The sequence below is a fragment of the Paenibacillus sp. JNUCC 35 genome (genome assembly GCF_058269095.1).
Genome location: NZ_CM177771.1, coordinates 1,549,990 through 1,565,971, shown reverse-complemented (window position 1 = coordinate 1,565,971; position 15,982 = coordinate 1,549,990). Strand labels below are relative to the sequence as shown.

Here is a 15,982-nt window from a genome sequence, read left to right as displayed (position 1 = left end):
TCTGCAAAACACCAATTGGGCACAAAACGGCCCCCGGAAAGGAATTTCTCCCTGCCGAAAGCCGCTTCTGCCCGGAGACGGAAATGTTACGATTTGGCGGATTCCGATCCATCGGTCGGCCCCGCATGCAGGAACGGCATCGTGCCCGGCATCATCTGCTCACCCGCCGCAGGCATCGGAATGACATTGCTGGCGATCTGGAGGCCGAGGGCAAGCGAAAGCACTTCTTCGACCGATTCCACCGCGATAACTTCGACACCGGGCAGATCCGCGAAAAGCTCCTGCCAGTTTTCCTTCGGAATAAGCACGCGCGTCGCACCCGCCTGGAAGGCGGCCTCCACCTTGGCGACAACGCCGCCGACCGGCTTCACTTTCCCGTGTATGCTCATCTCGCCGGTCATGGCGAGCTTGTTGTCCACGGGTATCTGGTGAAGGGCCGATGCGATTGCCGTTGCCATGGCGATTCCCGCGGACGGTCCGTCAATCGGCGTACCGCCGGGGAAATTAATGTGCAGGTCATAGTCCGATGTGCGCAGCCCCATGCGCTTCAGAACCGTCAGCACATTCTCTACGGACCCGCGGGCCATGCTTTTGCGGCGCAGCGTGCGGGAACCGCCGCCCATCTCTTCCTCGTCGACGACCCCGGTGATGTTGAACGAACCGCTTCCCGGACGGGCGGCGGGGATTGCGATAACTTCCAGCTCCAATAGCGTGCCCAAATTCGGACCGTATACCGCAAGCCCGTTTACAAAGCCGACCTGCGGCTCCGAAGGGATTTTGCGTTCCGGTCGGGGCTGGATCTGGGAACTGTTGACGACCCACTCGATATCCGCCGCGGTCACTTCTTCGCGCTTATCCGTCAGAGCGAGTCCGGCCGCCAGCTGAATCACATTGACCGCTTCACGGCCGTTGGTCGCATAGCGTTTGACGACATCGATGGCGGATTCGTTCGCCGGGAACCCGATTTTGGCCAGCGCATTGGCCGCAATCTCGCCGATTTCCTCCGGTAAGAGCGGACGGAAGAAGATTTCCATACAGCGGGAACGGATGGCCGGAGGAATTTCATTCGGCGTGCGCGTCGTCGCGCCGACGAGACGAAAGTCCGCAGGCAACCCGTTCTGAAAAATATCATGGATAAAGTTCGGAATGTTGTTGTCTTCCGAATTGTAATAGGCGCTTTCCAGAAACACTTTGCGGTCTTCCAGCACCTTGAGCAATTTATTCATCTGAATCGGATGCAGTTCCCCGATTTCATCAATGAACAGGATACCGCCGTGAGCTTTCGTAACGGCACCCGGCTTCGGCTGCGGAATTCCGGCAACGCCCATTGCACCGGCGCCTTGGTAAATGGGGTCGTGAACGGAGCCGATCAGCGGATCGGCAATACCCCGCTCGTCGAAACGGGCCGTGGTTGCGTCGATTTCCGTAAATTTCGCTTCATTGCGAAAAGGCGATTGCGGATTTTTCTTCGCTTCTTCCAGGACGACCCTAGCCGCGGCCGTCTTCCCTACACCCGGAGGGCCGTATATGAGCACATGCTGGGGATTGGGACCGCACAGAGCGGCTTTTAACGCCTTAAGCCCTTCCTTCTGCCCGACGATATCCTGCATACTGGAAGGCCGCGTTTTTTCCGCCAGAGGCTTGGTCAGCGAAACGGATCGGAGTTTTCTCAGCTTCTCCAGCTCTTTCTTTGATTCTCTATCGATGGCAGACCGGTTGGTCTGCTGGTTGCGCAGCAAATTCCAGAAGTACATCCCGATGACAACTGCAAAAAACACCTGAATCAACATTAAAATCATACTAAAGCTCATATCCATTTTATCTTCAGTCCTTTCCGGTCCGATCTCATACATGGCAGTATTCCCCTCCTGTGAAGGAATAATCATGCCGTCCAAATGTTTTCTCGGCTAATCATGAATGAGAGGACGGCCGTCGTAGAAAACTACGGTTAACCTTCTCCGGAAAGGATGGACCGGATGTTTACCAAACGCTTAGTAACGGGCTCTTGTCTGGCCGCTTGCATAACCGGCCTTTCTTTGCTTGCCGTGGCTTGCGGAACACAAAACCGGCTTGCCGAAACCAAACCTCATACCAGCGGTACCGCCTTGCAGGCATCCAATCTTGCAGCCGACGCCAAAAAATCGCTTACTACGGGAAAAGCCCATGCGGAATCGCTGCCCGATATAATGGAACCGGCGACGACACCCGACTCCCCACTCAACGCGCAGCCTCCCAAATCCGCTTCCAGGACCAACAGCCATATAAATCCGCCCGATGTGCTGATTGATGTCGGACACGGAGGCATTGACGGCGGGGCCGTTCACGGCGATCTGCTCGAAAAAGACATTAACCTGGCCGTAGCCAAACAGACTTATCAGCTGCTGACGGAAGCCGGCTATCGGGTCGTTTTGAACAGAGACAAGGACTACGCTCTAAGCGACGACAACAAATGGCTTAATAACCGCAGCCGTCATATCCGGGACCTTGCCCAGCGGATGCAGATGGCCAACGACCTTAAACCGAAGCTGCTCATTTCGCTTCATGTGAATTCTTCGTTCAGCCGTTCCAAAAAAGGCCCCTATGTGCTGCATCAAAACAGGGCCGGTTCCCTTTTTCTTGCCACTCAGATCCAAGAACGGTTGAACGCCATTTCTGGAACCCGGCATCTCCCCATCCTTGGTAAAACATATTACCTTCTGAAAAGAGCCCAGAGCCCGTCGGTCATCGTGGAGATCGGGTTTATCACAAATGCGGATGACCGGGCACGGATGACGAGCGCCGAAGGCCAGCAAAAAATCGCAGCGGCGATCCGGGATGCCGTTGCCGCTTATATCGCCCATGGAGATTTAGGCCCCGCGCCCGGCAGCAGCCAGAACAACGGTTCCGCACCGGCAAAATGACGGACAGCCCGCTTCGCCTTCAGGAGAAACCAATTTTTTGTGAAGGACAAAAGTCCCCCCGGTAACTTGCAGGATTAAGCTCCAACAAAAAAAGTCACGATCCTTAGGGGATCGTGACTTTTGATTTTATAAGCGGAGTATGCCGGTTGGCTGAACCCAGCCTTAGCCGGGGAATCCTTTATGCATCAGGAATGCTGAGCTTGAGCTTGCTTTTGAGCGAGCTCGATACGTTCTTGATGCTGGCGGCGTCCCGGAATTTCACCCGTACGGTTGAATTCGTGGACAATGATGTCGATTTCTTTCTTCAGCTCGTTCAGAAGCTCGGCTTCCGGTACCTTGCGGACCATCTCTCCGTAGCGGAAAAGCAAGCCCTCTCCTCTCGCTCCGGCGATTCCGATATCGGCTTCGCGGGCTTCGCCCGGTCCGTTCACGGCGCAGCCTAGTACGGAAACTTTAATCGGCACCTTGAGGTTGGCAATGTAGGCCTCGACTTCGTTCGCAATGGAAAAGAGGTCGATGTCCAGGCGTCCGCAGGTCGGACACGAAATAAGCGTCGCCGCATTGGTAATGAGGCCGAACGTTTTAAGCAGCTCGCGGGCGACTTTCACTTCCTCGACCGGATCCGCGCTGAGCGAGATCCGCATCGTGGAGCCGATGCCCATGCTAAGCAGCGCACCGAGCCCCGCAGCGCTCTTCACCGTCCCGGAGAACAGTGTTCCGGCTTCGGTAATGCCGAGGTGAAGCGGGTAATTAAATGCCTGAGCAGCCTGGGTATACGCGGCGATAGCCATCGGCACATCGGACGCCTTCAGGGACACGATAATGTCGTGGAAATCAAGCTCTTCCAAAATGCCGATATGGAACAAGGCGCTTTCCACCATCGCTTCAGGCGTCGGATATCCGTACTTCTCCAAAAGGTGGTTTTCCAAAGAACCCGCGTTTACGCCGATCCTAATCGGAATTCCCCGCTCTTTACAAGCCTTCACAACGGCTTCGACTTTCGAACGGCGGCCGATGTTACCCGGGTTGATCCGGACTTTGTCGATGCCGTTCTCAATGGCCGCCAGTGCGAGGCGATGATCGAAATGGATATCGGATACAAGCGGAATGTTAATCTGCTTCTTGATTTCCTTGACGGCGTCCGCCGCTTCCATATTGTTGACGGTCACACGAACGAGCTGGCAGCCGGCTTCTTCCAGCCGGTGGATTTCGGCTACAGTCGCTTTGACGTCCGCCGTTTTCGTCGTACACATACTTTGAATGATAACCTCGTCGCTGCCGCCGATCGTTAAATCTCCGACACGAACCGGTCTCGTATCTTTTCTGTGAAACATACGTGTCTTCTCTCCCATGAACCAAACATCCTCCGCGCCGCACCGGCAAAAGCCGCACCGGCCTCAAATGATGAAGCGGGCAGCCAAGGCCGGGCAGCTTGGAGGCTGTCGGTTACTCTATAGTATGAGCTCCTATCTCAACCGAGATCAGGCGCTTTCTTCTTTCTTCTTGTTGACATCCTGACCTTCCTCAGAGGAAAGAATAGGGGTCAATTTGTCCTGAACCGTATCTTTCGTAACGGTGCAGTTCGTTACATCCGTGCGGGACGGCACGTCGAACATCACATCAAGCATAATGCTTTCAATGATAGCACGAAGACCGCGGGCGCCGGTGTTACGCTTAATGGCTTCTTTAGCGATAGCATCCAGCGATTCCGCATCGAATTCCAGCTTGACGTTATCCATGTCCAGCATCTTCTGATACTGCTTCACGAGGGCGTTCTTCGGTTCGGTGAGAATACGAACGAGAGCGGCTTCGTCCAGCGGTTCCAGCGTGGAGACAACCGGCAGACGTCCTACGAACTCCGGAATAAGTCCGAATTTCAGCAGGTCTTCCGGCAGTACCATGGAGAGGTACTCGCCTGGCTTCAAATCGGTTTTCAGACCATCGGAGCTGAAGCCGATGACTTTCTTCCCGATTCTGCGTTTGATGATTTGTTCCAGGCCGTCAAACGCGCCGCCGCAGATGAACAGGATGTTCGTCGTATCGATCTGGATAAATTCCTGATGCGGATGCTTGCGTCCGCCTTGCGGCGGTACGGAAGCGACCGTACCTTCCAGAATTTTCAGAAGGGCCTGCTGTACGCCTTCGCCGGACACGTCGCGTGTAATCGACGGGTTCTCGGACTTGCGGGCTACTTTATCGATCTCATCGATGTAGATAATGCCGCGTTCGGCTTTCTCCACATCGTAGTCGGCTGCTTGGATCAGCTTCAAGAGAATGTTCTCGACATCCTCGCCCACGTAGCCGGCTTCCGTAAGGGAAGTCGCATCGGCGATGGCGAAAGGAACGTTGAGAATTTTGGCAAGCGTCTGGGCAAGAAGGGTTTTCCCGCTTCCCGTAGGACCTACAAGAATGATGTTACTCTTCTGCAGTTCCACGTCTTCCAGCTTGCTTTGGGAGTTGATCCGCTTATAGTGATTGTAAACGGCAACGGACAGGGATTTCTTCGCCTGATCCTGGCCGATTACATATTGATCGAGAATACCGCAAATGTCTTTCGGCTTCGGAATGTCTTTGAGATCCAGCTCTTCCTCGTGCCCGAGCTCCTCTTCCACGATTTCCGTGCACAATTCAATGCACTCGTCGCAGATATAAACGCCTGGACCCGCAACGAGTTTACGGACTTGATCTTGGGACTTTCCGCAGAAAGAACATTTCAACTGACCTTTTTCATCGTTGAATTTAAACATTGGATCACTCCTTTAAGATTTCAGGTCGCTTCGAGTGATGACTTCGTCGATCAATCCGTACGCCTTCGCATCTTCCGCGCTCATAAAGTTATCGCGATCTGTATCGCGATCTATTTTATCATACGGCTGGCCGGTATGCTTCACATAGATATTATTCAGCTTCTGCTTCGTTTTGATGATCCAGTCGGCGTGAATTTTGATGTCCGACGCCTGCCCCCGGACACCGCCCAGCGGCTGATGGATCATAACCTCGCTATTCGGCAAGGCAAAACGCTTACCGGGTGCACCGGCCGTCAGAAGCAGGGAACCCATGCTCGCTGCCATGCCTACGCAAATCGTCGACACGTCCGGCTTGATGTGCTGCATCGTATCGTAAATTCCGAGTCCGGCCGTTACCGAGCCACCCGGAGAATTAATGTATACGTGAATGTCTTTCTCTGCGTCCTGGGACTGTAAAAACAGCAGTTGGGCAATGACAAGGTTAGCCACATCATCATCAATCGCGCTGCCGATAAAGATAATACGGTCTTTGAGCAGACGAGAATAGATGTCGTAGGAACGCTCACCACGGGCTTCTTGCTCCACAACCATAGGGATAAGACTCATTGGACCAACTCCTTTGCGGGTACTTACTTTTCATTTTACCATGTTTAAAAGGTAAAGTCATTTTTAGGATAAATCCCGCTAAATATCGCTTCCGCGGCTGTTTTCGGGTAAAACAAAGGCACGCTTTGGATTACGTGCCTTTGTATGTGTCCTATTATACAGCTTTTGTCGGGATCGTGCAGTGCCTGGGAAGGCGAAGCGATTACTCGGCCGCTTCTTCTTCTTTGGCTTCCTCTTTCGCTGCTTTTTTAGCTTTCGATTCTTTCTTAGCCGGCTTTTCTTTCTCTTCCGTGCTGTTGGCGAGCAGGAAGTCTACGGTTTTGCGAACAGCCAGATCCTGTTTGATGCCTTCCAGGCTGCCGTTAGCTTCGAAGATCGAGCGAAGCTCTTCAACGGATTTCTGGTACTGCTCGGCAAGACGGTCCAGCTCGGCGTTCACGTCTTCGTCCGTCGCTTCGATTTTCTCTGCGATCGCGATCGCTTCGAGAACCAGGTTGTTGCGAACGCGTTTATCGGCGTCTTCTCTCATTTGAGATTTCAGCACGTCCACGTTCTGGCCGGAGAATTGGAAGTACAGATCCAGCGTCATGCCCTGCATGCGCAGACGTCTTTCGAATTCACTTACCATTTGGTCGAGTTCGGTTTCGATCATGGAAGCCGGAATTTCAACGTTCGCGTTGGCAGCGGCCTTCTCGACCACAGCTGTTTCGCGCTGAACTTCAGCATCCTGCTTCTTCTTCTCTTCCAGGTTCTTCGCGATGTCCTGCTTGTACTCTTCGAGCGTGTCGAATTCACTTACGTCTTTAGCGAACTCGTCGTCAAGCTCAGGAAGGTTTTTGCGCTTGATGTCGTGCAGCTTCACTTTGAAAGTAGCCGCTTGACCTTTAAGCTGCTCGGAGTGGTATTCTTCCGGGAATGTCACTTCGATGTCCTTCTCTTCGTCCTTGGTCATGCCGACGATTTGCTCTTCGAAACCAGGGATGAAGCTGTTGGAGCCCAGCTCAAGGGAGTACTTCTCCGCTTTGCCGCCTTCAAACGCTTCGCCGTTCACGAAACCTTCGAAGTCGATGATCGTGATGTCGCCGTTTGCCGCCGCGCCTTCTTCAACCACGACAAGCTCGGCGTGTCTTTGCTGCAGGCGTTCCAGCTCTTCGTCGATTTCCTTCGGAGTTACCGCGCTGTCCGCTGCAGGAATCGCGATGCCTTTGTAGTCGCCGAGTTCCACTTCCGGCTTCACGGCTACTTTCGCTTTGAATTTCAGAGCTTGGCCTTTGCCGAATTGTTCAACGTCCACTTCAGGACGGTCAACAGGCTCGATGCCCGTTTCTTGAACGGCCTGCATGTAAGCTTCCGGCAGAATGATGTCCAGCGCATCCTGGTACAGGCTTTCGATGCCGAAGCGCTTTTCAAAGATGGACCGCGGTACTTTACCTTTACGGAATCCCGGAACGTTTACTTTGGCTACGACTTTCTTAAAAGCTCTGTCGAGAGCGTCGGCAACTTGCTCCGCTTCCACTTCGATATCAAGAACTGCAGTGTTCTTCTCTATTTTTTCCCAGCTTGCTTTCATTTTATGCTTTCCCCTCCAAAAATGTACCCTGACAAGTATTTTTTCACGTTCTGACCTCATAATTAAGCTCGTAAGCCTTTTAGTGGCCATTATAACCATTCTAGTATACCACAAACCCTTGCTTTTTCAAGCGAATGACTGGAATGGCTTTATTTTAGCCGCCCGTGTACAAAGCCTGGATAAAAGATTGCAGACAAGCGTAAGCTTCGCCCCACGCCTGCAGCATGGAAGCGGTGATTCCGTACTGCTCCCGCAGATGCTCCCTGTCCGCGCTCCCGAATAAAGATTCGTGAAGAACGGTATGCAAAGCGCTCGCCCAGACGTCCACCTCTTCTTCCCGGCAGCTGCTCATGGACGTGTACAATTCCGTGCCGTACACCGTTTTGAGAAATTCCAGCCAGGTCTGCTCGGCGAAAAAACCGAAGTCCGGCTGCTCCGACTCGCTGATCTGCTGAACCCGGTATACCATTTCGCGTATCCGGTCCGGAAATTCTTCGAGCTTCAGGGGCGTATCCTCGATGCGGAGCACCATTTTGTTCTGCGCGCGCGCAAGCACGACAGGGCCTTTGCCTCCCCGCTGCTTCAGCATCTGCAGGGCTCTGAACTGGACGAACGGATGGCTCGGGGCCGTATGGAGCCACTCTTTTACAAACTCGTCGATCCGGTCGTCCTCCGCAAAAGCAAGCTGCTCCAGAGCGATCATCTGACGCTCCATATCCGTACCGTCCTCAAGCATGTCCAGCAGACGCCCGACATACTGCCGGCCTTCCGCGGACTTCCCGGCCACCGACTGGCGCTTAAGGTCTTCCTCGGTAAATTCCTCCTCCTCACCGCCCTCCTGCATGACGGCATCGTCGTACAGAGTTTCCGGGAACATCGTTTCCAGCCACTGCAGAAGAGCTCTCCACTGGGCTTGTTTCTCCGCGTCGTCCCTGGCGAACTGCAGAAGATAACGAAGCAGGCGGACCGCCTCTTCATAGCGCTCCTGCTCCAGCAGCTGGGTCATCTGCTTCTCGTAGGAAGCGGCCGTTTTGGGAAATAAAACTACATTATCGTAGGAATGAGTCAAAGGTTCCACCTCGAAGCCGGACTCGTCCCGGCTGATTTTGAAATATTCTCCCGCAGTTCCTCCTGCAAAAGATCATCCATAAAGTGTACCGGATTAGCGGGAGGAAATCAAAGAACGGGATTTGGGCGGGTCCCCCCGCCCTCGCTGCTCCCGGCGTCTTTCCGTAAGGCCGGACACGTAAAAAAAGCCAGCCTCCTGTCGAAGGAAAGCTGACCTCGTTTATTGAGCTGTTTAATAAAAAGAATATCAGACCAGTTCAACGACCGGAATTTCACCGGCGCATTTGTTTAATCCGGTTGGCTGTCCGCCCCGCCGCACAAGCGTGAAGTATTCGTAGCGCCCGATCACCGAATAGTCGCCGTGCATGACGCCGGGATAGGCTCGGTCCACGGAATACACCTGGCTTTTGTGCGCCTGGAGCGCTTCTCCCTTACGGCTGCGGAATTCCGAAATATTCACGCGTGCCGTAATGGGGCAGCACTCGGACGGGCCGCAGTCCCCGCAGTGGTCGTAATAGTTCGGAATGGACGCGTAATAAAGGTCGGGCGCCGCCCCGCCGTCCGCGTCCAATTCCTCGACCGCCCGCAGCACCGCCTTGGAGATGGCGATATGATCGGGATGCCCCGTTACTCCGTCCGGGGGAAACGTGACGACAAGATGAGGCTGCAGGTCCAGAATCGTCGCGGCCACGCGGGCGGCCAGGAGATCTTCACGGACCTCGGCCAGGCCTCCGTCCGGATAACGGTAGAAGTGAACCCGCTCGACGCCGAGAACGGCGGCGGCCCGGCGGAGCTCCCCTTCCCGGTACATCGCGATTTCTTCCCTGCAGGTAAACGTGTACTCCCCCGTTTTGCCCTTGCAGCCGGATGTGGCGCAGGCCAGATGGACAGCATGTCCACGCTCCGCATATTTGGCCATCGTGCCTCCGCAGGCAAACGATTCGTCGTCCGGATGCGCAAACACAAAGAGCAGCGTTTTCCTCATAACGTCCCCCACCCTCCCCCGGATTTACGGCAGCAGGCTGAGTCCCTGGGCGATCACTCCGTAAATCGGTTCTTTTTTTATTTCTTCCAGATTACATGAAGGGGCGAATTCGCGCAATTTTTTCGTCAAACGGCTCCGCACAAACTCATTATTCTGGAGAACCCCTCCCTGGAGGATCAAAGTGAAGGAAGTGTCTTTCATTCCAAGCTTTTCGATAACGGCTCGCCCCCCGTAAAAAAGCTCATCCGCGGCGGCTTCGAGAATACGCAGGGAGGATGCGTCTCCCTCCCGAGCGGAATCGCTGACAAGCAGCGACAGTTCCGCAACGGTGTCTACCCGGTAGTCGGCCGAATACACCCAGTTGTACAGCTCCTCCTCCGAACGGAGGTCGAGATAGGGCAGGACTCTGCGGGCGAGAATCGTCGGTCCCTGCCTGCCGTCCAGGGTCTGCAGGATAGCGGTGAGGGCCTGTTTGCCGATCCAGTAGGCGCTCCCCTCGTCCCCGACCCTGTAGCCCCAGCCGCCTGCCCGGGCGCTGCGTCCCTGCCCGTTGACGCCGTAAACGATGGAGCCGGTGCCCGCGATAAGCAGGACGCCCGGCTTGCCGTCCGTCGCTCCGAGCAGCGCGGCAAGTCCGTCGTTCTCCACGACGACCCGGTCCGCCTGAATCTCCGCCCTGGAGAGAGCTTCACGGACGAGACCTTCAATGATCTGCCGGTCGTAGCCGGTATCGAGCCCCGCCATCCCGAAGACCGCGCATTCGACGCGCAGCGTTTCGTCCGGAGCGAGAGGCTCGCGGAGTTCCTCCCTGGCGATCTTCATGGCCCTCACCAGCTCATCTACGGCGGCTTCCGTGCCTGTCGTCTGGTAATTGCAGGAACCTCCCCGGCCGGTTCCTTCTATTTTTCCCTGCCTATCGGTAAAAACAGCCAGGCACTTGGTTCCACCGCCGTCTACGGCAAGCAGCGGAATGCTGCTCCCCTTCATTGACCGGAGCTCCATCCTTCAAGCGCCGCATCCAGGTGCGACAGCGCCTCTTCCGTTTTGCTCTGCGAATCCCGGAGCCAGGCTTCCTGGGTCTGCTGACGGCTGCGGCGGTCTGCGATCGTGCTGCGGATTTCGTCCGGGGCAGGTCCTCCGGGCAGGGTGCGGATGTAGACGAAATGGACAGGGTCCAGCGAGCTGCGGAACGCTTCCTCTGTAATCGACAAGTCGCGGCCGATCACCTGACGGGCAATCTCGTTAACCATAGCCAGCGATATTTCGTTGGCGGCCAGCCCTTCGGATACCGCGCGTTTCACGACTCCGCTGACGATGTGGTGGGCTTTGCGGAAAGACAGGTTGTCGGTCCGCACCAGAGTATCGGCAAGTTCGGTCACCGTGGCGAAGCTACCTTCCGTCCGCTTGCGGAGCACATCCTTGTCCACGTGAATCGTACCGATGACGCAGGATAGGAGGCGGTACATCTGATCGAGGACAGCCAGAGCTTTCCACGCGTACGGCTGCATGTCGTCTTCGGTGTCGACGATGTCGCCGAACGGCGTGTTGTGCATCATCGTCAGGACGGTCTGGGTGTTCCCCACGCAGCTCGAAAGAAGCGAGCGCATGTGTTCGAACGAGACCGGATTGCGTTTCTGCGGCATGATCGACGAAATCTGGACGTATGGGTCGGCTACGCGCAGAACACCGAATTCCTGTGTGCACCACAGCAGGAAATCTTGGGAAGAGCGGCCGAGATTAATGGCGGCCAGCTGTACGGCCGTCGCAATCTCACCGACATAATCGGCCCCGCCGATGGCGTCGTAGGAGTTATAGATCAGCTCGTCGAAGCCGAGCAGTTCCTGCATTCTCTCCCGGGAGATATTGAACCCGGAAGTGGTCAAAGCGGCGGAGCCCATGCTGCTGCGGTTGCAGTTGGCGTAGGCGGCCTGCAGACGGCGCACATCGCGGTCGAGCGAATCCGCCACCGCCATGATGTAATGAGCGAGCGTTGTCGGCTGCGCCTGCTGGGTGTGCGTGTAGCCGATCATGATCGTTTCGGCGTGTTCCTCGGCGAATGCCAGCAGTTGGCTTTTGAGGGCAAGCGCCCCCCGGATCGTCGTCTGGAGCTTCTCCCTTAGCACCATCCGGTAAATCGAGATGCCCATATCGTTGCGGCTGCGGGCCAGATGGAGATTGCCGGCGATGTCTCCGGCCGCTTCCAGCAGGTCGCTTTCCACCTGGAAGAACAGGTCCTCGAACTGTCCCGTGTACTCGGCTTGACGCAGCCCTTCCAGATCCAGTCCGCGGATCGCGTCCGCAATTTGCGACGCTTCCTCTTCGGTAACGAGCCCCTGGTCTTTAAGCATAATCAGGTGCGCTTTATTGATTGCCATCATCGGGCCGAGAAGACTTGCTTTCGCTTCATTGAAAGCGGGTTTAAGCACAGCTTCCGTATAGGTCAGCCCGGGAAAGACGGCGCCTTCTTCCTGTAAAATCTGTTCGCGGTTTCTCATGCGGTCCATTCCTCCTAGTGGTACTTTCTATATGTTTATGACAGGCAAGCGGTGTGGTTCAGGGAGCGGGCCGGCCTAGCCAGTTCGCAATGAGGGCGTTCATGTTGGCCGTGACCTCGCCTACAATCCAATCGCCCGCTTGAAGAGAAGTCTGACGGATGTGGCCCGTGTAGCCCTCCCAGCCTTCTGGCGTGCCTTCCACCAATACGTAAGGCATCGGGGAAAGCGGAGGAGGCGGAGTCAATTCCGCATCTTCTTCCGATACATGAACCAGGTCGGGACGGAACGCTTTGACAGCGGACATTTCGTAAGGCCCGCCGTGTCCTCTTCCTGTCGTCCCTTGAAAAAATCCGAGCTTTTCCGGAGCGTCCGCAGCAGCCAGCTGCCACCAGTTGATCAGGAGAAAGCTTGCATCCTTCCAGCGGGAAGTTACTTCCTCGGCAACCGTCCTGGAGGCTCCAATGTTGCCGTCATGGGCGTTGAGCAGCACGATTCGTCTGAATCCCGAACGGCAGATGCCTTCCAGCACATCGCTCAAATACCGGTGAAACACGGCCGGATCGATGGATATGGTGCCGGGATAATCCCCTGTTTTGCCCGGACATGCCGTGTAAGGAATGGCCGGATAAACGAGGGGTTTTAACCCCGGGTCAATAAGTCCCGCGAAGCCTTGGGCGAGAAAAAAATCCGTCCCCAGCGGAGAATGCGGACCGTGGTACTCGAAGCTTCCCAGCGGAACGACTGCAAAGGCGGCATTCCTGAAAGCGAACTCGGCATGCCTTCCGTGGATATCTAGGGCCTTCATGTTGTCCCCTCCGGTTTCTTTGGTTTGTTCCTGCTGCCGGATCAAGCCGACCGCGATAGAACGGAGGATCGGAAGATCCCCCGCTGCGGTCTTTCTTCATTTAAATAAGGAGTGAATCATCAGGCTTTTGAAATAAAAGAACGGTATAAGTTCAATTGCCAAGCTTACTGCTTCAAGCTGATCATGTTCACGAACATCCGGATGGAACCCGGAACAAGGCTCGGCATTTCACGGTACCAGACAAGCGAGCTGTACGTATACGTGCCTTTGCCGTAATCGGCGGAGAGGAATGTACCCGTAAATTCTTTTTCGCCCGGATCGCCGTTGGAAATCAGCTCGGTGTATTCTTTGCCCCACTCAGCCGGATTGTAGGCCGAACGGTCCTGAATCCAGTTCTGCCAGTCGGCGTCCGTAATTTTGTTCGGCGTATTGAAGATCTTGTGATCCGGCGCCAGCATGGTTACCTTCGAATTCTCGTCCGTTACCCTCCATTGAATGAGCGGCTGGCCGATTTTGATCGGGTACGGCGCGAGGTCCGGCGTCCATTTGTCTTCCGGCTTGTGATACTGAACGACCAGGTTGCCGCCGTTTTTCGCGTAATCAAGCAGACGCTGGTTGCTCGGAATCAGTTCCGGACGGAACGCGTAAGCGCGAATGCCGAGCACGATCGTATCGTATTGGGACAGATCCCCGAACTGGATCGCTTTCGCATCCAGGTTCGTCACGTTAACGCCTACCTGGCGCAGAACGGCGTCGATATTGTCAAAGCCGCTGGAAACATAGCCGACCTTAAGATCCTTCGATACGTTAAGGTCAAAAGCTTGAATCGTTAAAGTCGCCGGTTTCACGTAATAAGTCGTGCCGATATGCGGGTACGTAATGACCTGCACCGTCCGGCTTGTGTCGGTCTGGCCTTCTTTGGCCACGGCGGAAATGTCCACCTTGCCCGGTTTCACGCCCTTCGGCGCTTTTACGGTAAACTCGATGGCTTTCGTTTCGTTCTTCGCCGCAAAGCTTACGTCCTGAGAAGCGGGCTCGACCGTCCAGCCTTCCGGAGCTTTCAGCGCAACGGTCGTTTTGGAAGCTCCCGGCGCGTAATTGCGGGCGGTTACTTTAACCGGTACGGCTTCGTCCGGCTTAAGCGTGTTGAACACGGCCGCTTCCGGGCTGAGGGTCAAGGACGTTGCCGGAAGAACGGCAACCGCGTTGTCCGGTACCGCATGGACCGCTGCCTGCGTGCCGTAGGCTGTGTATGTAACATCAGCGCTGATGAGCGGCAGGGCGTACGGGTTGAAGTCGGCGACTTTCGCCGGAACGGTCACTTCGAACTCGGTTTTGACCGTCTGGTTGTAACCCAGTTTCTTGAACTCGGCGTTGCCCGCCGGCTTGGCTGTCCAGCCTTCGGGAACATTCAGCTTCATCGCGATGTCCGAGATATCCACGCTGCCGCCGCTGTGTGCGGTGACTGCCACCTTCGCCGTTTGTCCGGCTACAAGCTCGCCCGATACGGGCTTCACTTTAACCGTCAGAGAGGCCGCTTCCATGCTCGCTTTGTTAAGCTGATCGGTTTTCACCTGCAGCCTATGAAGGAGATCGGTTTTAATAGAAGAATCTAAAGTGGATTTTTCCACATTTTCAATCGCTGACTTCACGTCCGCCTTCATTTCATGAACCTCGCGTGCGACGTTCGCGAATTTAGGATAGGCGGCAATGACTTCATTGGCATCCTGCTGCAGGGTTTTCAGATCTTTAACGATCTTGTTATCTTTGCCTTTGGTGTCCAGCTCTTTGGCAAGATCTTCGAACGTAAAGGACATGCCGTCGAAGAGCGAGCTGCTTTTTGAAACGGCTGTCTTGTTGTCCCCGGCGGTCCCTGCCAGCTTGTAATAGGAGTTTCCGGGACCTTCATCTACATGGCGGCCCATGCCTTGGCTTTTGTGCATAAAACGCGATTCTTCCCCCAGCTGCGAGTAGGAAGCTCCGTAAATTTCGTTATAGTCCCCGACCGGAAGGGCGACATCGTAATCCTTGTCCGTGGCCGGCAGGTACAGTTTCTTCGGCTGCCATACGGCGAGGCCTTCTTTAAGCTGCTCCGGGAAAATAGCCGGATTGCCCGCGTCTTTGAACGCCCGTACCGTCAGAACGTTGATGGCCCGGTGATGACCGTGAGTGGAATCTTCGTTCAGGAAAGCGGGAATCAAGATGTCCGGTCGTTTCTGGCGGATTTGGCGGATCAGCCGTTCGTAGGCGACGGATTCGCCCCACTTCTCCAGCGTTTCGTCCGGGCTTTTGGAAAAGCCGAAATCGTAGATCGGATCGTCGAGCTTCACGCTAAGGTTCGCCAGCGTAATGTTCGTGATTTTGGAAGCTTCCTGCAGTTCCCGGGTCCGGATAATGCCGAGGGCATTGCCGAGCTCGCTGCCGATTTCGTTCTGTCCGCCTTCTCCGCGGTTGGCGATGACACTGGAGGTATCGACCCCTTGACCGAGAGATACATACGCGAGTGTAGCACTGTGCTCATCGTCGGGGTGAGCCCCCGTATTCATGGCACTGGCGATTGTGGTGAGCGGCTTGATCGATTTCCAGAGATCGACAACCCCTCTGTCGGCCGACGCTGTCTGCGGCGCCGCCGGTAAGGCGACGGTTCCGACAACCGTCAGCGAGACGGCGGCTGCCACCCACTTTTTCATCCATCTGTTTGCACTTGCTTGACTCAATCGCTTCTCCTCCTCAGGCGTAAAAGTGGCGGCAGGAATCCTGCATGACTCCCTGCCTTTATCAAAATCGCGGCGGACGCGGCGTTCCG

12 protein-coding genes are annotated in these 15,982 nt (G+C 55.4%); 1 reads left to right on the top strand and 11 read right to left on the bottom strand.

The window, feature by feature from the left end; translation table 11 throughout:
- Positions 1-86 precede the first annotated feature (86 nt).
- Positions 87-1,811, bottom strand: a complete 1,725-nt coding sequence (gene lonB / locus AC2TF6_RS07120; RefSeq protein ID WP_369994058.1) for an ATP-dependent protease LonB — start codon at positions 1,809-1,811, stop codon at positions 87-89.
- 165 nt (positions 1,812-1,976) lie between these two features.
- On the opposite strand from lonB, the gene AC2TF6_RS07115 reads away from it, so the two are divergent.
- Complete coding sequence (locus AC2TF6_RS07115) at positions 1,977-2,900, top strand: N-acetylmuramoyl-L-alanine amidase (protein WP_491310474.1); 924 nt, start codon at positions 1,977-1,979, stop codon at positions 2,898-2,900.
- Between the two features lie 185 nt (positions 2,901-3,085).
- Here AC2TF6_RS07115 and ispG read toward each other — a convergent pair whose 3' ends face one another.
- The 10 genes from ispG to AC2TF6_RS07065 form a co-directional block, all read right to left on the bottom strand.
- The gene (gene ispG, locus AC2TF6_RS07110; protein ID WP_009674222.1) at positions 3,086-4,234 is read right to left on the bottom strand and encodes a flavodoxin-dependent (E)-4-hydroxy-3-methylbut-2-enyl-diphosphate synthase; all 1,149 of its coding nucleotides are present in this window, start codon (positions 4,232-4,234) and stop codon (positions 3,086-3,088) included.
- A gap of 147 nt (positions 4,235-4,381) precedes the next feature.
- Positions 4,382-5,647, bottom strand: coding sequence for an ATP-dependent protease ATP-binding subunit ClpX (gene clpX / locus AC2TF6_RS07105; protein WP_491310473.1), 1,266 nt, complete (start codon positions 5,645-5,647; stop codon positions 4,382-4,384).
- A gap of 12 nt (positions 5,648-5,659) precedes the next feature.
- Positions 5,660-6,253, bottom strand: a complete 594-nt coding sequence (clpP, locus tag AC2TF6_RS07100) for an ATP-dependent Clp endopeptidase proteolytic subunit ClpP (RefSeq protein WP_009674201.1) — start codon at positions 6,251-6,253, stop codon at positions 5,660-5,662.
- A 202-nt stretch (positions 6,254-6,455) separates the two neighbouring features.
- A complete protein-coding gene (tig, locus tag AC2TF6_RS07095; protein ID WP_491310472.1) occupies positions 6,456-7,823 on the bottom strand; it encodes a trigger factor in 1,368 nt (455 codons plus the stop codon).
- 154 nt (positions 7,824-7,977) lie between these two features.
- Positions 7,978-8,901 (bottom strand): hypothetical protein, encoded by a 924-nt coding sequence (locus AC2TF6_RS07090; protein WP_491310471.1) that lies wholly within the window; start codon positions 8,899-8,901, stop codon positions 7,978-7,980.
- 237 nt (positions 8,902-9,138) lie between these two features.
- Positions 9,139-9,876, bottom strand: a complete 738-nt coding sequence (locus tag AC2TF6_RS07085; protein WP_491310470.1) for a PIG-L deacetylase family protein — start codon at positions 9,874-9,876, stop codon at positions 9,139-9,141.
- Between the two features lie 24 nt (positions 9,877-9,900).
- A complete protein-coding gene (locus AC2TF6_RS07080) occupies positions 9,901-10,863 on the bottom strand; it encodes an N-acetylglucosamine kinase (protein ID WP_491310469.1) in 963 nt (320 codons plus the stop codon).
- Positions 10,860-12,371: an argininosuccinate lyase gene (gene argH / locus AC2TF6_RS07075; RefSeq protein ID WP_218228198.1), complete on the bottom strand. Its 1,512-nt coding sequence runs from the start codon at positions 12,369-12,371 to the stop codon at positions 10,860-10,862. The genes AC2TF6_RS07080 and argH overlap by 4 nt, the downstream gene beginning before the upstream one ends.
- 58 nt (positions 12,372-12,429) lie before the next feature.
- Positions 12,430-13,176 (bottom strand): creatininase family protein, encoded by a 747-nt coding sequence (locus AC2TF6_RS07070; RefSeq protein ID WP_491310468.1) that lies wholly within the window; start codon positions 13,174-13,176, stop codon positions 12,430-12,432.
- A 164-nt stretch (positions 13,177-13,340) separates the two neighbouring features.
- Positions 13,341-15,866, bottom strand: coding sequence for an NEW3 domain-containing protein (locus tag AC2TF6_RS07065; RefSeq protein ID WP_491311606.1), 2,526 nt, complete (start codon positions 15,864-15,866; stop codon positions 13,341-13,343).
- Between the last annotated feature and the right edge of the window lie 116 nt (positions 15,867-15,982).